23 protein-coding genes are annotated in these 24,854 nt (G+C 68.3%); 8 read left to right on the forward strand and 15 right to left on the reverse strand.

What is annotated here, in order from left to right:
* The first annotated feature begins 40 nt into the window (after positions 1-40).
* Positions 41-529, forward strand: coding sequence for a MarR family winged helix-turn-helix transcriptional regulator (locus FB471_RS24850; RefSeq protein WP_142000762.1), 489 nt, complete (start codon positions 41-43; stop codon positions 527-529).
* Positions 530-727: 198 nt separating this feature from the next.
* On the opposite strand, the gene FB471_RS35995 is transcribed toward FB471_RS24850, so the two are convergent.
* From FB471_RS35995 to FB471_RS24890, 9 genes are all read right to left on the reverse strand, one after another.
* Complete coding sequence (locus FB471_RS35995; protein WP_425457112.1) at positions 728-973, reverse strand: cation transporting ATPase C-terminal domain-containing protein; 246 nt, start codon at positions 971-973, stop codon at positions 728-730.
* Entirely contained in the window at positions 883-1,605 is a 723-nt protein-coding gene (locus tag FB471_RS24860; RefSeq protein ID WP_142000764.1) for an HAD-IC family P-type ATPase, read from the reverse strand. Before FB471_RS24860 ends, FB471_RS35995 begins: the two co-directional genes overlap by 91 nt.
* A 77-nt stretch (positions 1,606-1,682) precedes the next feature.
* The gene (locus tag FB471_RS24865) at positions 1,683-2,567 is read right to left on the reverse strand and encodes a universal stress protein (protein WP_142000765.1); all 885 of its coding nucleotides are present in this window, start codon (positions 2,565-2,567) and stop codon (positions 1,683-1,685) included.
* A gap of 290 nt (positions 2,568-2,857) precedes the next feature.
* Positions 2,858-4,501, reverse strand: coding sequence for a cation:proton antiporter (locus FB471_RS24870; protein ID WP_142002437.1), 1,644 nt, complete (start codon positions 4,499-4,501; stop codon positions 2,858-2,860).
* A 2-nt stretch (positions 4,502-4,503) separates the two neighbouring features.
* A complete protein-coding gene (locus FB471_RS24875; protein ID WP_142000766.1) occupies positions 4,504-5,349 on the reverse strand; it encodes a universal stress protein in 846 nt (281 codons plus the stop codon).
* 4 nt (positions 5,350-5,353) lie between these two features.
* Complete coding sequence (locus FB471_RS34255) at positions 5,354-5,512, reverse strand: hypothetical protein (protein ID WP_170220925.1); 159 nt, start codon at positions 5,510-5,512, stop codon at positions 5,354-5,356.
* On the reverse strand, positions 5,509-8,223 hold the full coding sequence (locus tag FB471_RS24880; protein ID WP_142000767.1) for a cation-transporting P-type ATPase: 2,715 nt from the start codon (positions 8,221-8,223) through the stop codon (positions 5,509-5,511). Before FB471_RS24880 ends, FB471_RS34255 begins: the two co-directional genes overlap by 4 nt.
* On the reverse strand, positions 8,223-8,426 hold the full coding sequence (locus FB471_RS35325) for a universal stress protein (protein WP_246076568.1): 204 nt from the start codon (positions 8,424-8,426) through the stop codon (positions 8,223-8,225). The genes FB471_RS24880 and FB471_RS35325 overlap by 1 nt, the downstream gene beginning before the upstream one ends.
* 86 nt (positions 8,427-8,512) lie before the next feature.
* Positions 8,513-9,316, reverse strand: a complete 804-nt coding sequence (locus tag FB471_RS24890; protein WP_246076569.1) for a helix-turn-helix domain-containing protein — start codon at positions 9,314-9,316, stop codon at positions 8,513-8,515.
* Positions 9,317-9,447: 131 nt separating this feature from the next.
* On the opposite strand from FB471_RS24890, the gene FB471_RS24895 reads away from it, so the two are divergent.
* From FB471_RS24895 to FB471_RS24910, 3 genes are all read left to right on the forward strand, one after another.
* Positions 9,448-10,368, forward strand: coding sequence for an NmrA family NAD(P)-binding protein (locus FB471_RS24895; protein ID WP_142000769.1), 921 nt, complete (start codon positions 9,448-9,450; stop codon positions 10,366-10,368).
* A gap of 2 nt (positions 10,369-10,370) precedes the next feature.
* Positions 10,371-10,838: a nuclear transport factor 2 family protein gene (locus tag FB471_RS24900; protein ID WP_142000770.1), complete on the forward strand. Its 468-nt coding sequence runs from the start codon at positions 10,371-10,373 to the stop codon at positions 10,836-10,838.
* A gap of 143 nt (positions 10,839-10,981) precedes the next feature.
* Entirely contained in the window at positions 10,982-11,674 is a 693-nt protein-coding gene (locus tag FB471_RS24910) for a hypothetical protein (protein ID WP_246076570.1), read from the forward strand.
* Between the two features lie 63 nt (positions 11,675-11,737).
* Here FB471_RS24910 and FB471_RS24915 read toward each other — a convergent pair whose 3' ends face one another.
* The 6 genes from FB471_RS24915 to FB471_RS24945 form a co-directional block, all read right to left on the reverse strand.
* On the reverse strand, positions 11,738-12,622 hold the full coding sequence (locus tag FB471_RS24915; RefSeq protein ID WP_142000772.1) for a sugar phosphate isomerase/epimerase family protein: 885 nt from the start codon (positions 12,620-12,622) through the stop codon (positions 11,738-11,740).
* Positions 12,619-13,794, reverse strand: coding sequence for a dihydrodipicolinate synthase family protein (locus tag FB471_RS24920; protein WP_142000773.1), 1,176 nt, complete (start codon positions 13,792-13,794; stop codon positions 12,619-12,621). Before FB471_RS24920 ends, FB471_RS24915 begins: the two co-directional genes overlap by 4 nt.
* The gene (locus tag FB471_RS24925; RefSeq protein WP_142002440.1) at positions 13,791-14,918 is read right to left on the reverse strand and encodes a Gfo/Idh/MocA family protein; all 1,128 of its coding nucleotides are present in this window, start codon (positions 14,916-14,918) and stop codon (positions 13,791-13,793) included. Before FB471_RS24925 ends, FB471_RS24920 begins: the two co-directional genes overlap by 4 nt.
* A 140-nt stretch (positions 14,919-15,058) precedes the next feature.
* The gene (locus tag FB471_RS24930; RefSeq protein WP_142000774.1) at positions 15,059-16,141 is read right to left on the reverse strand and encodes a LacI family DNA-binding transcriptional regulator; all 1,083 of its coding nucleotides are present in this window, start codon (positions 16,139-16,141) and stop codon (positions 15,059-15,061) included.
* 650 nt (positions 16,142-16,791) lie between these two features.
* Positions 16,792-17,739 carry a glycoside hydrolase family 6 protein gene (locus FB471_RS24940; protein ID WP_142000775.1) on the reverse strand — a complete coding sequence of 316 codons (948 nt, stop codon included), beginning with the start codon at positions 17,737-17,739 and terminating at the stop codon, positions 16,792-16,794.
* Positions 17,740-17,833: 94 nt separating this feature from the next.
* Positions 17,834-20,041, reverse strand: coding sequence for a glycoside hydrolase family 9 protein (locus tag FB471_RS24945; RefSeq protein WP_142000776.1), 2,208 nt, complete (start codon positions 20,039-20,041; stop codon positions 17,834-17,836).
* Between the two features lie 304 nt (positions 20,042-20,345).
* On the opposite strand from FB471_RS24945, the gene FB471_RS24950 reads away from it, so the two are divergent.
* The 4 genes from FB471_RS24950 (at position 20,346) to FB471_RS24965 (ending at position 24,823) form a co-directional block, all read left to right on the forward strand.
* A complete protein-coding gene (locus tag FB471_RS24950) occupies positions 20,346-21,632 on the forward strand; it encodes an ABC transporter substrate-binding protein (protein WP_142000777.1) in 1,287 nt (428 codons plus the stop codon).
* A gap of 70 nt (positions 21,633-21,702) precedes the next feature.
* A complete protein-coding gene (locus FB471_RS24955) occupies positions 21,703-22,671 on the forward strand; it encodes a carbohydrate ABC transporter permease (protein WP_246076571.1) in 969 nt (322 codons plus the stop codon).
* A 2-nt stretch (positions 22,672-22,673) separates the two neighbouring features.
* Positions 22,674-23,495 carry a carbohydrate ABC transporter permease gene (locus FB471_RS24960; protein WP_246076572.1) on the forward strand — a complete coding sequence of 274 codons (822 nt, stop codon included), beginning with the start codon at positions 22,674-22,676 and terminating at the stop codon, positions 23,493-23,495.
* Positions 23,492-24,823 (forward strand): GH1 family beta-glucosidase, encoded by a 1,332-nt coding sequence (locus tag FB471_RS24965; RefSeq protein WP_142000778.1) that lies wholly within the window; start codon positions 23,492-23,494, stop codon positions 24,821-24,823. Before FB471_RS24960 ends, FB471_RS24965 begins: the two co-directional genes overlap by 4 nt.
* The last annotated feature ends 31 nt before the right edge of the window (positions 24,824-24,854 follow it).

Consider the following 24,854-nt stretch of genomic DNA (forward strand, 5'->3'; position numbering starts at 1 on the left):
CGCCACTATGATTCGATATCGAAGCAACTAGAATGGTGGTATGGCGGAGGAGCTGGAACCCGAGCAGCTGAACACCTACTTCGCGCTCATGGAGTCGGTGAGCCTGCTGCACCATGCCGTCGAGCAGCAGGTGCGTGCGGCGGGCGAGCTCAGCTACGTCCAGTTTCAGCTACTGGCCCGGCTCGCCGATTCCCCGGATCGGCAGCTGACAATGACCGCGCTCGCCGACGGTGTCGTCTACAGCCGCAGTGGTCTGACCCATCAGGCGGGACTGCTGGAGAAGGCCGGCCTGGTCACTCGCACCCCCAGTCCGGACGACCAGCGCGCCACGCTGGTCACGATCACCCAGGCCGGCGTCGACAGAGTGCGCGCGATACTGCCCGGCCACATCGCCCTCGTCCGCGACCTGCTGTTCGCACCACTCGCCGCACGAGACCTACGCACGCTCGGCGACACCATGGCGCGAATACGCGACCACATGCGAGCCCAACCGCCCCGATCGGTCTCGACCCGCCAACGGCGCGGCTGAACCGCACCTGCTCTGTTCGGCGTCGCGGTATGGCTGCTGGCTGCGAAACCGGGACTACCTCGCCGATGAGCTGGTGTCGATGGTGGAAGCGGGCACGGCCGATCCTAGCTAGTGGGATTGTGCGCGGTACTACTCGCGCTACAGATTCGATCATTTTTGGGGCAGTGTCGGCCCGCATCGGCCGACCGCAACACAAGTTCACGTTCGTCGCGCGATTCCGAGGGTCCTCCTCTGGCGGTCAGATTTGGCTGGCTGGGTCGCTTCGGTGAGGCGGGTTCGTGCTGCTTTGCGTAGTTCTTCGATCCACAGCATCGAGGAGGCGATGGCGGCGGCGGTGATCCAGTCGGTTGCGGTCAGGTCTGTGGTGCCGACCAGGCTTTGTGCCGCGGGGATGTAGACGGCGCAGGCCTGCAGGATGAGCACTGCGCCGAGCGCGGCCCACAGTCGCCAGTTGCGTAGTAGTAGCGGCTCGAACGCGCTGGCGTGTTCATCGCGGACGTGCGGGTGGTGTCGGTTCGTTCCAGCAGCCCGGCGACCTTGCCGATCTCGGTGTCCATGCCGGTGGCGGTGATCAGCAGGTCTGCGCGGCCTCGGGTGACGATGCTGGTCATGTGCGCCATGCAGGTGCGGTCCGGCAATCCGGCAGTGTCCGTGAGTGGCTGGGTGGATTTGGCCACTGGTACCGATTCGCCGGTGAGACCGGATTCGTCGGTCTCCAGGTTCACCTGCCGCAGCACCCGCCCATCGGCCGGTACCCGGTCACCGGCCTGTACCATCACGACGTCACCGGGCACAACGTCGTCGGCGGGAATATCGGTGACGGTGCCGCCGCGGCGGACGCGCGCGGAGGGGCTGAGCATTTCCCGCAGGGCCGCCACGGCCTGGTCGGCTCGTCGTTCCTGGATGAACCCCGGCACGCCGTTCAACGCGAGAACCAGGCCGATGACCAGCGCCTCCTTGACGGAGCGTTCGACGACGCCGGCCAGTACGGCCGCGATGACCAGCACCAGGTTCAACGGGCTGGCGACTTGTGCCAGCAATGCCTGCCACCACGGCCTCCCGCTGTCAAGGCGCAGGCAGCCGCGTGACCGGCGACTGCGCGGTACCGGTCCCCGGTTCGTCGGTCATGTCCATCCCCAGGTTGTCGGTGCGGTCACGGTCGGGGCGGTACGACGGCCACCGGGCAGGCGGCGTGGTGGATCAGGGCCTGGCTGGTGGATCCCAGCAGCAGGCCGCGGAATCCGCCGCGACCGCGGGATCCGACCACGACCAACTGGGCGCTTTTGGCATGGTCGAGCAGGGCATGGGCGGGACGGTCACGGGCCACGACGCACTCGACCGGGACGTCCGGATACCGGGCCTGACACTCGGCCAGCCACTCGCTCAGTACCTTCGACTCCTCGTGTTGGTCCGACTGCCAGCCCGCCGTCGCTTCCCACGCGGTCGCGATGGGCAGGTCGCTCCAGGCGTGTACCGCCACCACGGGCACGCTCCGCGCGGAGGCGGCGTGGAAAGCGAAGGAAATCGCCGCTTGACTGGTCGGCGACCCGTCCACACCGACCACCACCGGACCGTTCTGCCGAGGTGCGGCCTCAGGGTCCGCTCCACGCACCACCACGACCGGGCAGTGTCCATGGGTGGCGACGGCCACTGCGATCGACCCGACCACCAGGCCGGTGAACCCGCCCAGCCCGCGCGAGCCGAGTACCACCAACTCGGTCCTGGTCGACCGGCCGATCAAGTTCTCGGGTGCCGAACCGGTATCCAGTTCGGTGTCCACTGCCACGTCCGGTGCCGACTCGCGGGCCGCCGCAGCAGCCTCCGCCAGCCACTGGCGGCCCTGCTCCACCAGCGCGTCCTTATAGGCGCCCAGCGCCGCGGCATGCGGCACCGCAACGGGAACCAGTGCGCACACGTGCACGATCAGCAGCGGCACCTGCCGTCGGGCCGCCTCGTGTGCGGCCCAGCGCACAGCATGCGTAGCCGAGGTCGACCCGTCCACACCGACCATCACGGGCCGACTCGCTCCATCCACCATCGGATCCTCTCCTCACGGCCGTCCGGCAATCGATCACGCGACCACAGGGCGGCGCTCCTGCTCACCCGCGGGCGTCCGCACGACGTGCCCGGCTCGTCCGATCATGCAAGGCAGGCGCCCGTCCGGAGTAGGGACCTGCGCCCATCGACCGGAGGTCTTTCGGCCTGCTGGGATGCCGCACCGGCCCCGGCCCGAACGACATCGCCTGCCGCGGCCGCGAATGCGGAGGTATCGCCGAGCTCGGCGGTACCTCTGGCATGGGTGCTCCACCCGCTGAACCGGGGTAGGAGTTATTCCTCGGGTTCGCGGCGGGGGGCCAGCAGTTCGTGCAGGGCATCGGAGGTCGCGGAGGCGGCACTGGCGAACGGTTCGAGGACGACGTCGGCCTCGGCCGCACGCAGTTGGTCGGCGTCGTGGCGGGTGTGTGCGGTGAGGGCGATCGTGCCGTTGTACTGGTGATGGCGCAGGTTGTGCAGCAGTGCCAGGTTCGTTGCCAGGTCGGGGATGGCGCTGATGATGTACCTGGCACGGGCCAGCGGCAGGGACTCCAGGAAGTGGACGTCTTCGGCGCTGCCGAACATCGTTGTCACGCCGTCCCGGGTGTTGGTCGCGACCTGATGCGGGTCGAAGTCGACCGCGAGACTCCGGTGCCCGATTTCGTTGAGCCGGTCAGCCAGGTGGCTGCCGAAGCGGCCTAGTCCGAAAAGGATCACATCGATGCCGGAGTCGTCGGGCGGTTCGGTGCGACGGCTGCCGCTGCGTTCGAACACGCCGAGCCAGCGCTGGATTCGCCGGTAGATCTGGTGCGAGTACATGATCAGATAGGTCGAGCCGCCGATGGTGATCAGCCCGACGACGGTGATCAGACTGACGGTGGCGTTGGTGATGTGGCCGAGGCTGAGTCCGAGCGCGGCGAGGATCAGGGAGAACTCGGAGATCTGCGCGACGGTGAGCCCGGCGAGGAAGCCCACGCGGACCGGGTAGCGCAGGGCAGCCATGATCAGGACCACGATGAGCGGGTTGCCGACGAGCACGAACACGGAGAAGACGGCGGCTTCGGTGATCTGTTCGGCGGCGTTGCTGAACTCCAGCCGGGAGCCCAAGTCAAGGAAGAAAAAGAGCAGCAGAAAGTCGCGCAGGCTGACCAGCCGGGCGCCGAGGGCGTCGCGATAGGTGGTGGGCGCCAGGGAGACTCCGGCCAGAAAAGCCCCGACTTCGGAGCTGAAGCCGAGCCGTTCGCTGAGCGCGGCGACCGCGACGGCGTAGGCGACGCCGAAGAGGACGAGCAGCTCCTGGGATCGGGCGATGTGGTGCAGCAGCCATGGCAGCACGTAGCGCATGAGCAGGCCGATGCCGGCCACCAGGCCGAGTCCTTTACCCAGGATCAGAGGGATACTGAGCGTAAAACTGCCGCCGGTGGACTGGCCGAACGCGGTGAGCGCGATCATCACCAGGACCACGACGATATCCTGGACAATGAGGAACCCAACCGCGATGCGCCCGTGGAGCTGGTCCAGTTCGCGCTTGTCGGACAGGAGCTTGACGATAATGATCGTCGAGGAGAACGTGAGGGCGACCGCGACGTAGAGTGCGGTGACGCTGTCCATGCCGAGTGCGATCGCGATCAGGTAACCGAACACCGAGGTGAATACAACCTGCCCGAGTCCGGTGGCCAGGGCTACTGGGCCGGTGCTGCGAATCAGGTGCAGGTCCAGACGCAGCCCGACGAGGAACAGCAGGATCGCGATCCCCATCCGGGCCAGCAGTTCGATGGTGCCGTCGGCAACGACCCAGCCGGTGCCGACCGGACCGACCAGGATGCCGACTCCGATGAACGCGACGATCAGCGGTTGCCGCAGCCGGACGGCCAGTAGCCCGGCCGCGGCGGCGATGGCCAGGATGATCGCGACGAGCGGGAACGCGTGCAAGTCCACGGTCAGCCCTTTCTGGCCGGAACGACAAGCACGTCCGAATGCGCATAGCGCAGCACGTGCTGGGCGACGCTGCCGAGCAGCGCATAGCCCAACCGCGAGTGGCCGCCGGTACCGACGGCGACCAGATCGGCGGCATGGCGGTGGCACAGCTGTGGCAGCAGTGTCTGCGGCCGCCCAGTTTCGATCACGACTCGAGTTGCCGCCGGCGCCAGTTCGGTGGCCAGTTTCATAATGTGACCGCGGACCTCCTCGGTGCTGACCTTGCGCAGCTGGGCCAGCTGTTCGTCGCCGGCACCCCGCATCCGCATCAGGATCTCGCCGATCACGACGCTGACGTGCACGAGAATGTGATCGGCCCGCGGCGTGAGTGCGCACGCGGTTCGCGCGGCCATGGCGGACACGCATGAGGTGTCGACGGCGAGCGCGACCGTGCGGTAGGCATCCTCGGGTGGTTCCCTGACCACCAGCACCGGAGCCTGGCTCACCCGCACGAGGTCCGCGGGTGTGCTGCCAAGGAACGCGCCGGCCAGCCGGTGAGTGCCGTGCGCGCCGACGACAAGCAGGTCGGCACGGTGCTCGACGGCCTCGGCGTCGACGGCGCGGGCGACATTGCCGTGCCGGACGGCGGCCTCGGCCACCGTGGCGGTGGAGTACTGGTCGAGGTGGGCACGCAGGCATGCACGAGCAACCTCGACCAGCTCCGGGTTCAACCCTTCGGGCAGGACGTGCAGGGCCGTCACCCGGGCGTTGTGCTGAGCGCCGAGTTGACCCGCCCGCTGCACCGCCTTCCCCGCCTGCGCGGAGAGGTCGGTCGCCACGAGTATCCGCCGAGGCGGTGTTGCCGACATCGCATCACCTTCCGTGGACGATGGTGCGGGTGGGGCAGCGCCGGCGCACGTCGAGCACCCGCTCGATCGCCGCTCCGCCGGGAACGGGGTCGCCACCTGTATGGGTGAGTAGCCGTTCACCGCTGGACGAGATGTCCGACGAGCACTCGTAGACGGTGGTCATGTCCGTCGCCGTAGGCGTTTGTCCACTGCGACCACGAGGCTGGCGGCCACGGCGACGCCCAGGATGCGCAGCCACACGCCTGCGTCGATCGGGGCGGTGTCGAACACGGCGTTCATGGCGGGCAGGTAGGTGATGGCGAGCTGGCCGAGCGCCTGCGCGGTGACACCGACGATGATCCATCGGTTGGAGAACACTCCGATCCGCCACACCGAACGGGTCAGGGAGCGGCAGCTGAACAGGTAGAACGCCTCGACCACGACGAACAGGTTCAGCGCAGCGGTCCGGGCTTCGGCCAGGCTGGCTCCGGCCGCCAGCTCCCATTCGAACAACCACCACGAGCCGGCCACCAGCAGGGTCGAGACCAGCAAGATTCGCACCATCAGTGCTCGGGTGAGCAGTGGCTGCCCCGGGGAGCGCGGCGGGCGGGTCATGATCCCGGCTTCCTTGGGTTCGAAGGCGAGCATCAGGCCCAGCGCCACGGCGGTGGTCATGTTGATCCACAGGATCTGGGTCGGCAGGATCGGCAGCGCGGCACCGAACACGATCGCTGCCAGGATGACCAGACCTTCACCGATATTGGTCGGCAGGGTCCAGGTAATGAACTTGGTGAGGTTGTCGAACACGCCGCGGCCCTCTTCGACGGCGGCCTCGATGGTGGCGAAGTCGTCGTCGGTCAGCACCATGTCGGCGGCGTCCTTGGCCACCTCGGTGCCGCTCGCGCCCATGGCCACGCCGATAGCCGCCCGGCGGAGAGCAGGAGCGTCGTTGACACCGTCGCCCGTCATCGCGACCACGTGTCCCCGGGACTGCAACGCCTCCACCAGCCGCAGCTTCTGCTCCGGAGACACCCGGGCGAAGACGGCCACGCGGTCGATCACGTCCGGCAGGTCCTCGGCAGGCAGCGTGGCCAGGTCGGCGCCGGTCAGCACGCGATCCCGGCCGTGGTGGCCGAGCAGCCCGACGTGACCGGCGATCGCGGTGGCGGTGGCGGCGTGGTCACCGGTGATCATCCGCACCGAGATACCCGCGGTGTGGCAGGCCGCCACGGCGGCCTGCGCGGCGGCGCGGGGCGGGTCGAGCATGGCCTGCAGGCCCGTCAGCACCAGGCTGCCGGGCAGCGCGTCCTCGCCGAACTCATCCCGCGCTGTCGCGGGACGCATGGCGGTCGCCAGTACTCGCAGTCCCCGCCCGGCCAGCTCGGCGGCCGCCCGCAGCACCGCGGCCCCGTCCAGCGGGCGGACCGTGCCGTCGGCGTCCATCTGCCCGCCGCAGAGGTCGAGCATCCGCTCGACGGCGCCCTTGGCCAGCACCACACGGTCCGCCGGGTGTGCCGTCGTGGTGTCGTGGTGCAGGGTGGCCATGTACTGGCGTTCGGAGCTGAACGGAATCGTGGCCAGCCGGGGCAACGGCTCACCAACCTTGCTCGGGTCGAGCCCCGCCTTGGCGGCCACCACCAGCATCGCGCCCTCCGTGGGGTCGCCGACGATGTCCCACTGCCCTTCCCGCTCGGTCAGCGCGGCATCGTTGCACGCGGCGCCCGCCAACAGCGACCAGCGCAGCGCCTGGCTGATGTCCGCATCCACCGGGGCGCCCTCCAGGTCGTGCAGGACGCCGTCAGGGGAATAACCGGATCCTGTCGCCTCGAACTGGCCGTCCGGGGTCCACACGGTGCGCACGGTCATCTGGTTCTCGGTGAGCGTGCCGGTCTTGTCCGAGCAGATGACCGTGGTGCTGCCCAGCGTCTCCACCGCGGGCAGCCGGCGGATCACCGCGCGGCGCCGCGCCATCCGGGCCACGCCGATGGCCAGGGTGATCGTGACCGCGGCCGGGAGTCCTTCGGGGATCGCGCCGACCGCGAGCGCGATCGCCGCGGTGAACGTCTCCACCGGGTCCTGCCCCCGCAGCAGGCCCACGGCGAAGGTCACCGCGGCCAGTCCGAGGATGCCGATGGTCAGGATCTTGCTGAATCCGGCGAGCTTCTGGGTCAAGGGCGTGGCAAGTGTTTCCGCGGCCCCCACGAGACGGTGGATCTCGCCCAACTCGGTCTCCGCGCCGGTGGCGACCACGATCCCGGCGCCGCTGCCCGAAGTGACCAATGTTCCCGAGTAGGCCATGTTGCGCCGATCGGCTACCGGGATCGACTCGGGCAGCACTTTCCCGTCCTTGGTCACGGGGACCGATTCACCGGTCAGCGCGGACTCGTTCACCCGCAGCTCCGCCACACGCGTCAGCCGCACGTCGGCGGGCACCTTGTCACCTGCCTCCAGCAGGACGAGATCGCCGGGGACGAGATCCTCCGAGGGTGCCGCCCGTTCACGCCCGCCGCGGATCACCCTGGCATGCGTACGGACCATCGACCGCAGGCCTTCGAGCGCGGCTTCGGCCTTGGACTCCTGAACGAGCCCCACGATCGCGTTGATCAGCACCACACCGAAGATCACCGCCGAGTCGACGTACTCACCGAGACCGGCCGTGATCATGCTCGCGGCGAGCAGCACGTAGATCAGCGGGTGGTGAAACTGCCGCAGGACCCGCATCAGCAGCCCCGTGCCCGGAGCGGCGGGCAGCGTGTTCGGACCGAACCGGGCCAGGCGCTCGGCGACCTGCTCCTCGGTGAGCCCGCGGCGCTGGTCGGTCTCCAGCAGCAGCACCACCTCATGGCCCGCAAGCCCGTGGTGCGCGATCGCCGACGAGGACACGGATGTCGGCATCAGGCCACCGCCGTGGACGACATGGCGGGCGCGGGTTCCACGACGAGCACCGGCACCGACGAATGCCGAACCACATCAGCCGAGACGCTGCCCAGCAGCCCCACCGACCGTCCCCGCCCGCGCCGGATCATCCACAGGCCGGTCACCAGCCCGATGACCACCCATACGGCGACCAGCACGGCCATGAGAAGCGCGGAGTTCATAGCCACCATGATCTTGTCTGAGCAGCGGTGGCCGACACGGCCAGAAGACCATGCCATCGAGGCCCTACGGCCCACATGCCACCCGCCTACAGGGCGTGTTCAGAGTCGGAGCCCGGCTCAGCTTGGTAGATCCACAGCTGCAGTTCGGGATGATCGGGAAGGGTCATCACGTGTTGGTGAAGGGTGAGCCGGCCTGCTGTCGGATGGTGAAAGTGTTTGACTGCGCTGCCTTTGCGGTGAATGTCGTGGCGGGCCCACAGCTGACGGAACCTGTCGCTGCGTAGCGACAGCTCCTCGATCAGTTCGATCATCTGCGGCGTGTGGGGTGGGGGTCCGGCGGCAGCCCGCAGCGTCGCGACGGTGCATTGGGCAAGTTGGTCGGGGTCCTCGACGAAGCGGGTCACCGCGTCGTCGAGGAAGGCCATCCGTGCCAGGTTGTCACGTAGCGGTAGTCCGTCGTAGAGGGCATCGGCGGGCTTGTTGCGGGCTGTGACCTCCAGCCAGGGGGTGACGAGCATCGCCGGGGCGGTGATCTGCTGGAGCAGGCCTGCCAAGGCGCGATGGGTGCGATGGGTGTTCCCGAGATCCTGGTCCGTTCTCCATACAGGTCTGTCGGGACCGGCGAGAGCGCGTAGATAGGTGTGGGTGTCGTAGTCGAGCTGCAGTACCCGGGCCAGCGCGTCCAGGATCTGAGTCGAGGGGCGTTTCTCGCGGCCCTGCTCCAGGTGCACGTAATAGTCGGTGCTGACGCCGGCCAGCGTCGCGACTTCTTCCCGGCGTAGGCCCGGGACCTGCCGTGCCGCGCCGGGGACGAGCCCGACTTGCTCCGGGCGCACGAGCGCGCGGCGCGCACGCAGGAATTCCGCCAGGGCACCCGGTTTCCTCACCACGACGTCCAGCCTACTTCTCGCCCGCTGTTTCGGGGTGGGTGTGCCAGTACTACCCCGTGGCCACGGACCGCTCCTACCGTCGGTGGACATCGAGGAGACGGCACCGGCCGTCGCGAAAGGAGACCGACCTGATGTTCGTGGTGACAGGAGCGACCGGACGTACCGGGCGTGTGGTGGTCGACGAGCTACTTCGAGCGGGCCGCGCCGTGCGCGCGATCGGACGCAGCCGCCAAGGCCTGGCGCCGCTGGAGGCTGTCGGTGCGGAGTCGTTCGTGGCCGAACCGACTGACGGCCCCGCACTCGCTGACGCCTTTACCGGCGCCGAGGGTGTCTACGTGATGGTCCAGCCCAACTACATCCCGGACAGCCCGGACTTCCCTGCGCACCAGCGCGCCATCGTCGACGCCATGACCGCGGCGCTCTCGAGCGCCGGAGTCCGGCGGGTGGTGACCCTGAGCAGTTGGGGCGCGGACAAAGCAGCCGGCACCGGCCCGGTAGCCGGCCTGCACCACCTGGAGCAACAGACCAACACGCTCGACGCTGTAGTGACTCACCTGCGGGCCGGCTACTTCATGGAGAACCTGCTCAGCCAAGTCGAGAGCATCCACCGTGCCGAGGTCGTCGCCGCACCGTTCGATCCGGATATCGCGATGCCTTTCATCGCCACCGCCGACATCGGCCGGGCAGCTGCCCACAGCTTGCTCACCCCGGCCTCCGCGTCGGACATTCTCGAACTGCAGGGCGAACGTGACCTGAGCATGGCCGAGGTCACCGAGGTCATCGGCAAGATCGCTGATCTGCCGCAGCTACGCTACGTGCGACAGTCGGTCGAGGAATTCGCCGCGGCTCAGCGCCGCGCCGGAGTGTCACAGCACGTCACCAGCCTCATGGTCGAGGTCGTGCACGCGATCAACTCGCGGCACACCGCGACATTGCAGCCACGCTCGCCACGCACCACTACCCCGACCAGCATCGAAGCGTTTGTCGCCGAAACACTCGGGCCGCAGCTTCAGACGGCACTCGCCACCGACGAGAGCCCGCGGGGCGAGTAGCAATGCGGGGATCACTCGATCAGCTGCTCGACGAGCAGGAGATCACCCGACTGCTGGTGGCACACTGCGCCAGCATCGACGACGGGCGCTTCGCCGTCACCGCGAGCCTCTACGCGGACGCGACCTGGTGGATCTGCGACGGTAAACCCCTCCACGGAACCGGAGCGGTCACCACCTTCTTGAACGAGGACATCATCCTCTACGCGGGACTGCCGCGTACTCGCCATATGCTGGCCACCATCGACATCGAGGTCGACAACGACCGTGCAACCGCCCGATCCCGGTCGAACGTCGTGGTGCACCAGAAGATTCCCGACAAACCATCCCGCGTCATTTTCCAAGGCCGGTACCTCGACACCTTCCACCGGGTCGATGGCATCTGGCGCTGGTACGAGCGCCGCATGCGAGCCGATGGCGAGGACGACATGAGCACGCACCTGCGCAGCGCGACCTCGCCGCTGGAAACGTGAACCGGGCCGGGAACCCCGGCCAACGCGGCCGGTTGGTCGAGCTCAGCCGGGTGGCAGGCTGGGAGAAAAGCCGCTTGCACCACCAGCTCACCCGGATGTGCAAGCGAGGCCTGGTCACCCGGGAACGGTGCGGCTCCCGCGGCATGGACGCGGTGATCACAGCGACAGGCCTCGCCGCGTTCAAAGAAGCCGCGCCCAGCCGCGCCAGGAGGTCCGGCGCCTGGTCATCGACCGCCTCACACCCGAAGAGTTCGACCTCGAGAACGTCGCGGGAGCTCGGCATGGTGCCCGGGTACGAGGCCAAGGAGGGCGCCGACCCGCTCTACACGGTCGACTGGTACGTGGAAAGCGGTCCCGCGTATTTTGACGTGACCGTCGTCGCCGCGAGTGGCACTGCCGCTCCGGTGCCGCCGGGGGCCGAACGGCTCCCCGGGCCGGGCGAGATCGTCGCTTCGCCCGCTGCCGTCGAGTTCCTCAACGGCCCCGAGGGCGCCGCGGCTCGGGTCCGGCTCGACGGCGAGATCGCCGGTGAGGTCGGCAAGGCGGGGCTCGACAACGCCAGCGACATCGCCATCTTCGTCGGCGCACCGCTCGACCAGCTCGAGAACGACGAGGCCGCGAAGAAAGTCTACGGCTTCGGCGGTAGTGCTCGCGGTCGCCACGGGTTTCGGGATCCCCTTCCCAGCATGCGCTACAGCGACCTGCCGGTGTCCTTCGACATCGGCCTGGTCGGGCTGGTCGCCGGCGCCGGGATACTCGCGGTGCTGGTAGCGACGGCCCTCGCGCTGCCGTTCCTGCGTCAGGTGACCAAACTGGACGGTCTACGCTCAGAGTGAGCGGAGCGACGGCGACGCACCCTACGCACGCGATGGGCCCACGGGCGCGTGTGGGCCCATCGCTCAGGCCACGTGCTGGACGTACCGGCGGCGGATGGTGGCCACGACCTCGTGCGGATCCGCCGACCACACGTCGGCGTTGAAGATCTCCACCTCGACATCCCCGCGGTAGCCGGCGTGCCCGGTGAGCTCGATGAATCCGCGCAGGTCGATGTGGCCGTCGCCGAGCATGCCGCGGGAGAGCAGCGCGTCCGGCGGCAGCGGGGTGATCCAGTCCGCCAGCTGCACGCCGGCGATGCGATCACCTGCCCTGTGCACCTGCTCGGCAAGCTGCGGATCCCACCAGACGTGAAAGGAGTCCACGACCACGCCGACATCCTGGACCGGGAAATGCTCGGCGAGATCGAGCGCTTCGGCAAGGGTGGCGCACACCCCGCGGTCCGCGGTGTAGATGGGGTGCATCGGCTCCAGCGCCAGCCGTACCCGATGCGCTCGGGCGAACGGCACCAACCGCCCGATCGCCTCGGCGACCCGACCACGGGCCGAGGGAAGATCACGCGAGCCGGGGGGAAGGCCACCGGCAACGAGAACCAGGCAATCGGCTCCCAGCGTCGCGGCTTCCTCGATCGCTCGTTTGTTGTCAGCCAAAGCTGCGGCCCAGTGCTCCTCGTCCGCTGAGGTGAAAAACCCGCCACGGCACAGCGACGACACACGCAGCCCGGCGTCCGCGACCAGTTTCGCGGTCTCGACAACACCGAAAGCCCGGACGGGTTCGCGCCAGAGCCCGATGGACCGCAGGCCGGCCGTGACACACAGGGCGATGGCATCGGCGACGCCCAGTGAGTCGACAGTCTTCTGGTTCAGCGACAGCCTGGCCAGGCGCGGATCGCCCGGAACGGGTGTGGGTACGGCCGCGGACCGGCCGGACGGGATATCGGTCGGGGTCATGCGGACACCGCCGCCGAGTTGACCTCGATACCCGCGACCGACAACAGCCCTTTCATGCGGTGGACGGCGAGTTCCGGGTCCGGCAGGAGCCCGGCCCGCGACGCGAGCCGGAACGTGCGTGCCAGGTGGACGACACTCCGCCCCGACTGTAGACCCCCGATCATCGTGAAGCCGGGCTGCAGGCCCGCGATCCAGGCCAGGAAGGCGATGCCGGTCTTGTAGTACGGCGTTGGCGCCGTGAAGACATGCCGCGCGAGCGGGACCGTGGGCGCGAGCAGCGCGTCGTACCGTGCCGGGTCACCCGCGTCGAGGGCGGCCAAGGCCTGCGCCGCGACCGGCGCGATACCCGCGAGGATACCCAACAGGGCATCCGAGTGGCCGTGTTCGTCGCCGTGGATGAGCTCCGGGTAATGGAAGTCGTCACCGGTGTAGACCCGCACGCCAGGGGGCATGGCGCGGCGAAGTCCGATCTCGTGGTCGGCGTCGAGCAGGGAGACCTTGACACCGTCGATTCGCTCCGGCAGTTCGGTGCACAACCGCAGGAACGTGACTGTCGCGTCGTCACGGTGGGTCGTTGCCCAGTATCCGCGCAGCGCGGGGTCGAAGGCCTCGCCGAGCCAGTGCAGGATCACGGGTCCGGACGCCTGCGTGAGGACGCGGCGATAGACGTCGAGGTAGTCCTCGGCACTTCGGGCGACCCGCGCCAGGGCCCGGCTGGCCATGATGACCACGCGCGCCCCGGCGTCCTCTGCCACCGCGAGTTGGGTGAGGTAGGCGTCGACGACCTCGTCCGGCGACGTGACGGAAGCCGGGTCGAGATGGTCGGTGCCGACCCCGACCGCCAGTAGCCCACCGACCGAGCGAGCCTCCGTGGCAGAGCGTCGGATCAGCTCCTGGGTGGCGGCCCAGTCCAGCCCCATGCCGCGCTGCGCGGTGTCCATCACGTCCGCTACACCGAGACCCTGGCGCCACAGGTGGTGCCGGAAAGCCAGTGTCGTGTCCCAGTCCACCGCCGCGGATGCCCCGGGCGCGTTGTCGCCCAGCGGATCGGCCACGACGTGCGCGGCGGCGAAAGCCACGCGGGAGCGCGGCGGCGCGGGCGGGGGAGTCCAGTCCGCCGCGGGGCCGAGAGTCAGCTCGCCGTCTCCGTCCGGCAGCCAGATGCCGGTCACAAGGTCACCTCGGGAACCTCGATCCGCCGCCCCTCCTCGGAAGACCGCAGGCCCAGTTCGGCGAGCTGGACACCGCGGGCACCGGACAGGAAGTCGTAAGGGTGCGGTGTGTCTTCGACAACGTGCCGGATGTAGTCCTCCCACTGTGCTTTGAACCCGTTGTCGAGATCAGCGTTGTCCGGTACTTCCTGCCACTGGTCCCGGAACCGTTCCGTCACCGGCAGGTCGGGGTTCCAGACAGGCTTCGGCGTGGCCGCACGATGCTGGATGCGGCATCGCCGCAGCCCGGCCACCGCGCTGCCCTCGGTGCCGTCGACCTGGAACTCCACCAGCTCGTCACGGAAGACACGTACCACCCAAGACGAGTTGAGCTGGGCGATCACGCCGTCGGCAAGCTCGAAGATCCCGTAAGCGGCATCGTCGGCCGTAGCCTCGTAAGGTGTGCCCTGCTCGTCGAAACGAGTGGGAATGTGGGTTACGGCGCGCGCGGTCACCGCCTTGCTCGGTCCGAACAGGTACTCCAGCACGTAGCTCCAGTGACAGAACATGTCGGTAGTGATGCCACCGCCGTCCTCGGCGCGGTAGTTCCAGCTGGGTCGCTGGGCCGGCTGCCAGTCGCCCTCGAACACCCAGTAGCCGAACTCGCCGCGGATGGACAGAACCCGGCCGAAAAATCCGCCGTCGATCAGCCGCTTGAGCTTGATCAGGCCGGGCAGGTAGAGCTTGTCGTGCACGACGCCGTGGCGGACACCGGCCTCGGTCGCGACCCGGGCAAGATGGAGAGCGCTTTCCAGTGTCTCCGCCGTCGGCTTCTCCGTGTAGACGTCCCAGCCGGCTTCGATCGCCTTCAGGGTCGACTTCTCCCGGGCACTGGTCACCTGGGCGTCGAAGTAGACGCCGCGTTCGGCCGTGTGCCGCAGGACCTCGTCCACATCGGTCGTCCATCGCTGGATGCCGTGTTGCTCAGCGAGTTCACGGAGCTTGACCTCGTTTCGCCCGACCAGAATCGGCTCGAGGCGGACCCGCGAACCGTCGGAAAGCGTCACACCGCCCTGGTGATTGATCGCCAGCACGGAGCGCACGAGGTGTTGGCGGTAACCCATCCGCCCGGTCACCCCGTTCATCACGACATTGAGCTTGCGCACGGGATCCCCTCCTCAAGGATGGAAAGCGCTTTCCAAATTACCATACACGAGGACCCGGCCAGGATCGTCAAGGGAGCGACGCGCATGGGTTGACCGCGCGCGGCGGCAGGGGAGCGCGGTCAGGCCGGGGGCGTGGTGCCCGCGGGGCGGCGCACCGGGGCGTTCACCTCCGGTGTGCTCGCGCGGATCACCGTCTCACCGGTCAACGTCTCGATCCTCGGGACCCGAGCCGCGTCGGACAGGGCGAGGCGGCACGCCTTCCGGCCGATCTCGTCGAGGTCGATCCGGACGGTAGTCAGTCCCGGAGTCACATCCCGGAGCGTGGGAATGTCGTCGAACCCGGCTACGGCGATGTCCTCGGGAACGCGTACACCGTGCTCACGCAAGCAGGCCATCGCGCCGAGTGCCATCACGTCGTTCACGGCGAACAGGCATTCGGGAAGGTTGTCACCCTTCAGAAGTTCCGCGGTCGTGTCGTAGCCGCCGTTCCAGACGAACGAACCGGGGGACACCTCCTCGTCGAACAGGTGTACACCCCGGCCGGCGAGGCCTTCCCGGAAGCCGGCCGTGCGCTCGGCGGCCGTCAGCAGTTGCTCGGGCCCCGCGAGTATCCCGAAGCGCCGGTACCCCAGATCGTGCAGCGCGCCCGCCAGGCCGGCCGCTCCGCCCCTGTTGTCCACGGCGATCACGTCGATGGGCACCCGCGGCTGGGTCACCGCGACAGCCCGCCCTCCCTCGGACGAGAACCTGGCCAGCTCGGCCGCCAGCTCGTCATTGATCGCGCGATGGGACGTCCGGCTGCCGACGATGACGATGGCGCGCGCCCGGTTGGACCGGAACGCTCGCACATAGGCCAGCTCCTCGGCCGGGTCACGCTGGGTGTCCCCGAGAGTGACGAGCACGGTGGACGCGCGTGCTTCCCGCATCACCCCTGCGGCGACCGTCGAGAAGTAGGGGTCGCCGATGTCCTGGACAATCAGTCCCAGGACGTCGGCACGGCCCCGCGCCATCGCCTGCGCGTTGGGATTCACGACATAGCCCAACTCGGCCGCGGCGGCCAGAACTCGGTCACGCAGTTCGGGAGACACCGCTCGTCCAGCCGCGCCGTGAATGGCCCGTGAGGCAGTGGCCGCCGAGACTCCCGCGCGTCGCGCCACCTCGGCCAGGCTGGGCACCTCAGCGGGGTCGGAACGCCTCGGCATCGTTCATTTCTCCTCTCGGACCGCGGTGTCCACCGAGCGTGCAAGCGTTTTCCAGCTCTTCGGTCACTCTAGTGCCGTACCGAGCAACGTCGGGTAGGTACTCCGGGCGGCGTCGAGGATGCGTTCTCGGTTGTCCCGGGCGTCGGAGCGCGGGGTGCGCGGCAGGTGGCCGGTCACGGCTGGCACCCTCGCCAACCGGACGGCGATGTCCGTTAGCGTCGGTGGGCCACGGAGACCCGGACCACACTGCGGCCATGCGGGCGGTTTGCACCGAATATTCCAGCTGGACCGGGAGCATTTCTTCGACCGGCCACCGGGCTCCGGTGATGCTGACCAGCTCACCGTCGGCGGTTCCCATCGGGGCAAAACACAAGTAGTAGGCCCGCCCTGGTGACCAGCCCCGAGGGCCACTGGGTCAACGGCCGGATCCTGCGCACGAATGGCGGCATGGTCCGATGCCCAACCCGATGGCGCGGCGGAACGCTGCGCCGTGGATGACGCCCTACCGTCACGTCGGCGTCGAGGGGTTCCTCCCGCCAGTGGCGGGCCGCTGACCGCGGACCACGCGCGACGGCCCGGCGACCACACGACGCGGGCGGTCCTACCGGGCCGGGTCACCGGGCAAGGACCCGAGGACCCGGCCCAGCGGATCAGGTGCCTTCGATCAGCCGGATGGCGAGTTCCGGGTCGAACTGCCCCGCGGGTGTATCCGGGGCGATGCCGCACTCGCCGTCCGAGTTGCCGGGTGTCTTGATCCACAGCAGCATCTCGGCTTCCCCACCGGTCTGCGGCGGCGCACCGAGCCGCCGGCCCGCCGGGTTACACCACTCACCGTTCGATCCGTTGCCGTTGCGACTGGTGTCCACCACGAACCGGGCCGAGTAGCCGAGTGCGGTGTTGACCGAGTTCGCGTAGCTCACCGACGAAGCAGTCGGGTAGTAGTTCGACACGTTGACCGTGAAACCACGGGCGTTGCGTACGCCCGCGGCGTCCAGCCGGTCCGCCATCGTCGAGGGCGCCACCCATCCGACGTTGCCGCCGTCGAGATACACCCACGTGTTGGGTGCCTTCTCCACGAACTTCTCGGTGGCGTACCTGAGCATGTCGAGGCGTTCCTGGATGGCCGTGTCGTCCATGCAGGCGAAGTCACCGAGCGCGTCCGGTTCGATGACCACCACGGCGGGCCGGTCCCCGATCCCGGCCGCGAAGCTCGCGATCCAGGTCCGGTAGGCACCGACGCTGCCCGCGCCGCCACCCGAATGTCCCCCGCAGGCATCCCGGCCGGGGAGGTTGTAGGCGACCAGCACCGGCAGCCTGTCGTGACTGTCGGCCTTGCCGACGTGGTCGGCGACGACGCCACCGATGTCGCTGTAGTCCCCGAACCAGCGTGCGATCGGCCGGGAACCGATCTCCGCCTGGATGCGCGCGGCACGCGGGTCGCCGGGGTTGTTCCTGGCCCACGTGGCGGGCGAGGAGTCGGAGTCGACGTAGAATCCGTTCGTCTGGTCGATCGGGCTGGCGGCGGCCAGCTGGGTGATCGGCACCGTCAACAAGGTGAGCAGGGGAAACACAATCTTCGCGCGACGTATCCACTCCATTGTGGATTCACCTTTCTTCGGGGCAGGGTTCCCGCGAGCCCCTTGGCTCCGCGCCGCCCGTTCGTCTCTCGTGGGCGGCGCCACGGCGGGTGGTTCACAGGGAGTCGGCGAACGCCGCCACCCAGGCGAGAGACGAGTTCCAGTTGATGGCCACCTCGTTGGTCGACCACGAGCCGATGTCGTCGATGTAGCAGGTGGCCGGGGCACAGCCGCGCAGGTTCTGCTGCGCCACCGGATCCTGCAGGCTCGAGTTGGGCCCGCCCGCCATGGCGCCGGGCGGCGGGGTGGGAAGTGCGGGATCGACCTGGTTGGCCCAGTGCCGGTGGTGCTGGTTGTGGCTGGCCCGCTCGCCGTAGCCGCTGATGAACGACTGGTTCAGGGCGTTGCGGCCGAGCAGGTAGTCCATCGACTCCAGCACGGCGTCACGGTAGGTGCGCTTACGGCTCAGGTCGTAGGCCGTCGCCATGATCACCATGCTGGTCGTGGTGGCACTGTTCGAGCCCCATGCGTAGGCGCCGTCCTCCGGCATCGAGGGATTGGGATAGCCCTGGTCCCGCAGGTCACGCACGTACTCGTCGGCGACCCCGAGGACCCGCTTGCGCGCCGCGAGGTACTGCCGCAGCGGGAAGCGGAACGGTAGCCGGACGATGGTCAGGTCGGCCAGGCCACCGGTCTCCTTCCAGAAGAAGCCTTCCTTCGTGAGCTCGGTATCGACGAAACGCAGGTAGTCCCGCTCGCCGGTGGTGGCGTACAACTCCGCGGCGGCCCAGGAGATCTCGTCGCGGACGTCGGTGTCGTCGTAGGGGCCGCCACCGACGCTCTCGGCGGGAGCATGGTGGTCAGGGTGCGCGAGTGCCGCGTTCCACGCGGTCTCGGCCGCGGTGCGGCAGCGCTCGGCGAACTCCCGGTCCCAGAACCGCCAGATCCGCGCGCACTGGGCGCCCGCGGCGGCCAGGTTCAGCGTGGCGGCGGTGGACGGTGGGTGGAGGTAGCGGGGCTGGGGATCCTCGTGGGGCAGCGTCGGGTGCGAGGTCCAGGCCGCGTCGTGGATCTTGTGGTGCACCATGCCGGCCAGCGGTTCCCCCTCGGGTACTTGCATCCGCAGCAGGAACTCCACCTGCCAGCGCGCCTCGTCGAGGATGTCGGGGACGCCGTTGTGCCGCTCGGGAATCCGCAGCAGGCCGTCGCGTACTCCCTCGACGTCGCCGTTGCGCAGGGAACGCTCGTGGAGGTCCATCAGCTGCCACGCGGCCAGCGCACCGTTCACCACGTACTTGCCGTGGTCGCCCGCGTCGTACCAGCCGCCGCGCACGTCGAGGGTGTAGTCGCAGGTGCCAGGAAGGCAGGGGACCTCGGTGTCGCCCGTGTTGGGTGCGACACCGACGTGTCCCGCGGGCCGCGCGTAGTCCGCGCCCACGTATTTCGACTCGATCGGCAGCCCGCTGCGGCTGTGGTAGAAGTACGCCAGCGCGTCCCGGCGTAGCGCGTCGTACGGGTTCTCCAGGATGTCGAAGGGCTCGCTGACCTCGGCACCGACCGACAGCGTGTAGCCGCTTCCGGTCTCGCGGATCCGGGAGAAGTCGGCGATGTGCACGTGGTCGCCCGACATGGGGTCGTCGCCGCGCACCCGGGTACGGCCCTTGGCGGCGATCGTCCCGTCACCGTCCCGCACGGTCCACGGCACCGGCCGCGTCGACGAGTCGACAATGGATGCCCGCTTCGGTCCCGAGGTGTGGTATCCGTGCTGGTTGACCCGTACGGGGGTGCCGAAGTCCCTGCCACCGCCGGGTGGGATCACCCCGCCGGTCAGGGACACATCATCCACACAGAAGGTGTACGGCCGCGTGGCGCCGCCCGTCTGGAAGGACAGCTGGGCGTGCCTGCTCGCGACGGTGGAGGTGCCGGTGAACTCGAAGGTACGCGGTTCGCCGGTCAGCGCGACCTGCCCGTCGAGCGTGCCGGTGTGTGGCTCGTGCGCCAGCTGTACGGCGGTGCGGATGGTGACTTCCACCGAGGCCGAGGCGGTGAACCGTAGAGTGTAGGGCTGGTCGGCCTCCAGCGGGATGTCGTTCTGGCCGATCATCGAGTCCCACGGGTTCACGGTTCCGGCGGGGACATCGGCGCACAGCTGCTCGTCCTCGACCCGGGACGGCGTGTTGCCGCTACTCCACCATGGACTCTTCGTACCGTCGAAGGTGCCGTTGAGCACCCGCTCGTAGCCGTCGGCATGCGCGGGAGTGGCCAGGACGGCCACGAGCACGAGGGAAAGGCAGGCCGATGCCAGCCTGAGGGGGACGGACATACCGGGCCTCTCTGGTAGCAGGGTTCCGGTCCGGCCGCAGCGTCAGTAGTCCGATATGGTCACCGCGCGGGCCCGGCGTGTCAACGGTCTCACCCGATCCAACTCCCTTGCGTCGCCCTCTTCACAGGGGTAAGGCCGACGGGTTACTCTTCGCTGTAAGCGCTTCCAATTCTTGATAAACGAAGCGTGTCAACACCGGCACTGGCCGCAGCGTCGCAGCAGGTGAACGGTGTTTCATAGAGTCCCGAACAGCGATCCTGGCTTGTTATCGCTTCCGGGACGGCAAGCCGACTGGAGGTACTACATGCCTGTTCGAGTGAGGCGGACGCTGCTCGCGACCGCACTCGCCGGCGCGCTGGCGGCAACCAGCGCCTGTGGCGGGGAGGCCGAGGACTCGGCCGAGCCGGGGAAGACAACCCTGGTCGTCAAGACCTTCAGCCAGTTCGGCTACGAGCAGCTTTTCGCGGAGTACGAGGCGTCCCATCCGGACATCGCGATCGAGGAGGAGAACATCGGCAAGCTGGGCGACTACCTGCCCAAGCTGCAGCAGTGGATCGCGACCGGCGAGGGCGCGGGCGATGTGGTCGCGCTGGAGGAGGGCATCCTCAGCCAGTTCATGGCCAACCCGCAGCATTTCGTGAACCTGCTCGACCACGGGGCCGCCGAGCTGGAATCCAACTTCCTGGACTGGAAGTGGCAGCAGGCACTGACCCCGGACGGCGGCAGGCTCGTCGGCCTGGGCACGGATATCGGGGCGCAGGGCATGTGCTACCGCACCGACCTGTTCGCCGCGGCCGGCCTGCCCACCGACCGGGAGGCGGTCGGTGAGCTCTGGCCGACCTGGAAGGACTATCTCGCCACCGGCAAGCGGTTCCTCGGCGCGGACACCGGCGCGCACTTCTTCGACTCCTCGAACGGCATCTACCAGAACATCCTGATGCAGCAAGGCGACCACACCTACTACGACACCAGCAACAACCTGGTGATCGACAGCAACCCGGCCGTCCGTACCGCATGGGGCATGACCATCGACATGATCGAGTCCGGACTCTCCGCCAACATCGAGCCGTGGAGTCCACAGTGGAACTCAGGATTCAAGAACGGCACATTCGCGACGATCCCGTGTCCCTCGTGGATGCTCGGCACGATCGAGAAGCAGTCCGGTCCGGAGAACGCGGACAAGTGGGATGTCGCCCGGGTGCCAGGTGACGGTGCCGTGCGCGGTGGCTCGTTCCTCGCTGTGCCCACGCAGAGCGAGCACAAGGTGGAGGCCGCCGAGCTGGTGAAGTTCCTGACCAGCCCCGAGGGGCAGATCGAGGCGTTCGAGTCGAAGAACAACTTCCCCTCCTCGCCCCAAGCCATCGACGACCCCGCGGTGCGGGATTTCACCAACGACTACTTCAACAACGCGCCGGTCGGGAAGATCTTCGGGGAGAGCGCGAAGGCGATCCAGCCCGTGTACCTCGGCCCGGACAACAATCCGATCGGTGACCGGGTCAGCAACGCACTGGTCGCCGTGGAGCAGGGCAAGCTCGGCCCGGACGAGGCATGGGCGAAGGCTGTCGAGGACGCCAAACGCCTGGTGAACTGACCGGGACCGGTGGGGCGCGGCGTACCAGGAAGGCCGCGCCCCACTTTATATCCACAAAGGACATACGTTGGTGACTGATCTCCGGCCGGGAACGGCCGAACGTACCGGGAAGAACAGCCGTGCCACACCGCCGCCACGGCGCCGGCTCGGCAGCTTCCTCGGCAGGGTGGACACGAAGTGGTCGCCGTACCTCTTCGTCGCGCCCTTCTTCGTGATCTTCGGGATCTTCGGGCTGTTCCCGCTCGTGTACACCGCATGGGTCTCGCTGCACCAGTGGAGCATGGGTGGCTCGGGCACGTTCATCGGCTTCGAGAACTACGTCGAGCTGTTCGACGACCCCGACTTCTGGAACGCGACGATCAACACGCTCGGCATGCTCGTACTGGCCACGGTGCCGCAGCTGCTGATCGCGCTGGTACTGGCCAGCCTGCTGAACCAGGGGCTGCGCAAGCTCACCTTCCTCCGGGTGGGCGTGCTGCTCCCGATCGTGACCTCGGTCGCCGCGATCGGCATCGTGTTCAGCCAGATCTACGACCGGGACGCCGGCATGGTCAACGGAATGCTCGGCCTGATCGGCGTGGACGCGGTAGACTGGCGCGCGGACAAGTGGTCCTCCTGGATCGCGATCTCCACCATGGTCAACTGGCGCTGGACCGGCTACAACGCGCTGATCTACCTGGCCGCCATGCAGTCGGTCCCCAGGGACCTGTACGAGGCGGCCATCGTCGACGGCGCATCCCGGATCAGGCAGTTCTGGAACATCACCGTCCCGATGATCCGGCCGGCGATCATCTTCACGGTGATCATCTCCACCATCGCGGGGATGCAGCTGTTCACCGAACCACTGATCTTCGGCCAGGGCAGCTACGCCATCTCCGGCGGCAGCCTGCGCCAGTTCCAGACCCTGTCGATGTACATGTTCGAGAAGGCCTTCCGGGACTTCGACTACGGGTACGGCTCGGCCGTGGCGTGGATGATCTTCGTACTGATCATGCTCCTCGCCCTGATCAACTTCCTCATCATGCGAAAGGGGAAATAGCCGTGCGCAAGTCCCCCGTGCTCATCTACGGCACCCTGATCGCGGCGATCGTACTGTCGGCCTTCCCGCTGTACTGGCTGTTCGTGGTGGCCACCCGGACCAACGACGTGGTCGGCGACTGGCCGCCACCGCTGCTGCCCGGCGACAACCTCGGCGACAACATCACCCGGCTGTTCGCGGCCGAGCAGGCCAACTTCCTCACCGGGCTGATCAACTCGGCGATCGCCTCGGTGGTCGTCACGGTGTCGGTGGTGTTCTTCAGCTCGCTCGCCGGGTTCGCCTTCGCCAAGCTGAAGTTCCGTGGCCGCAACGCCCTGCTGGTGATCATCCTGGCCACCATGATGATCCCGGTCCAGATGGGGATCATCCCGTTGTACATGATCATGGTGGAACTCGGCTGGCAGAACGAACTGGAAGCGGTCATCGTACCGTTCCTGGTCTCCGCGTTCGGGGTGTTCCTGATGCGGCAGTACGCCGAGCGTGCGGTTCCGGACGAGTTGCTCGAAGCAGCGCGAGTGGACGGTTGCAGCACCTTCCGGATCTACTGGACCGTGGTGCTGCCCGCACTGCGGCCGGGTGCGGCGGTCCTCGGCCTGTTCACCTTCATGGCCACCTGGAACGAGTTCCTGTGGCCGCTGGCCGTGCTCGAGGCGGACAACCCGACCGTGCAGTTCTCCCTCAGCCAGCTGTCCACCACCTACTACACCGACTACACCCTGATGTTCACCGGAGCACTCATCGCCACCCTGCCGCTGCTGCTCGTCTTCATCCTGTTCGGCAAGCAGATCGTCGGCGGCATCATGGAAGGAGCTGTCAAAGCGTGACCACCTTCGAGACCGGCTTCCTCTGGGGCGCGGCGACATCGAGCTACCAGATCGAGGGCGCGGTCGCCGAGGACGGGCGTGGGCCGTCTATCTGGGACACCTTCGCCGCCACACCAGGCACAGTGGACAATGGAGACACCGGTGCGGTCGCGGCCGACCATTACCACCGCTACCGCGAGGACGTGGCGCTGATGGCCGAGCTCGGGCTCGGAGCGTACCGGTTCTCCATCGCCTGGCCGCGGGTCCAGCCGGCCGGTTCCGGGCCGATCAACCAGCGCGGACTCGACTTCTACCGGCGATTGACCGATGCCCTGCTGGAGCACGGAATCCAGCCGTGGCCGACGCTCTACCACTGGGACCTCCCGCAACCCCTCGAGGACGCGGGTGGGTGGCCCGAGCGGGACACCGCCGCCCGGTTCGCCGAGTACGCGGCCGCCGTGCACGACGCCCTCGGCGACCGGATCACCCGCTGGACCACACTGAACGAACCGTGGTGCTCGGCCTTCCTCGGCTACGCCAGCGGTAGGCACGCCCCCGGCCGCAGGGAACCCGCCGCGGCCCTGCGCGCCGCGCACCACCTGCTACTGGGCCACGGGCTCGCCGCGGAGGCGATGCCCGAGACTCCGGTCGGTATCACGCTCAACCTCACCCAGGTGTCCCCGCACACCGACTCCGAGGCCGACCGGGACGCCGCCCGCCGCATCGACGGCATGCAGAACCGGATCTTCCTCGACCCGCTGCTGCACGCCGCCTACCCCGAGGACGTGCGGGCCGACATCGCCGGGATCTCCGGCCTGGAGCACGTCCGGGACGGCGACCTGAAGACCATCGCCGCCCCGCTGGACTTCCTGGGCGTCAACTACTACTCGCCCATGGTGGTCGCGAGCGAGAGCGAACCCGGCGGGCCCACGGCCTCGCCGTACGTCGGCTCGTCACACGTGGCCATGCGGGACAACGGGCGGCCACGCACCACCATGGGCTGGGAGATCGACGAGCTCGGGCTGCTGGAACTGCTGCTGCGGCTGCGCCGCGACTACCCGGCGCAATCGTTGTACGTGACGGAGAACGGCGCGGCCTTCGACGAGGCCGTGCACGACGCCGCGCGGGTCCTGTACCTGGAAGGTCATCTGCGAGCCTGCGCCGAGGCGATCGAACGGGGCGTACCGTTACGCGGGTACTTCGTCTGGTCCCTGCTGGACAACTTCGAGTGGGCCTTCGGTTTCGCGCAGCGGTTCGGGATCGTGCACGTCGACTACGCCACGCAGCGGCGCACGTTGAAGGACAGCGCCCGGTGGTACGCGGACGTGATCGCCCGGGGCGGCCTGTGAGCGCTTGCAGTGTTGCTATTCTCGGTCGGGT

Origin of the sequence: Amycolatopsis cihanbeyliensis (assembly GCF_006715045.1) — a bacterium.
Lineage (GTDB): Bacteria > Actinomycetota > Actinomycetes > Mycobacteriales > Pseudonocardiaceae > Amycolatopsis > Amycolatopsis cihanbeyliensis.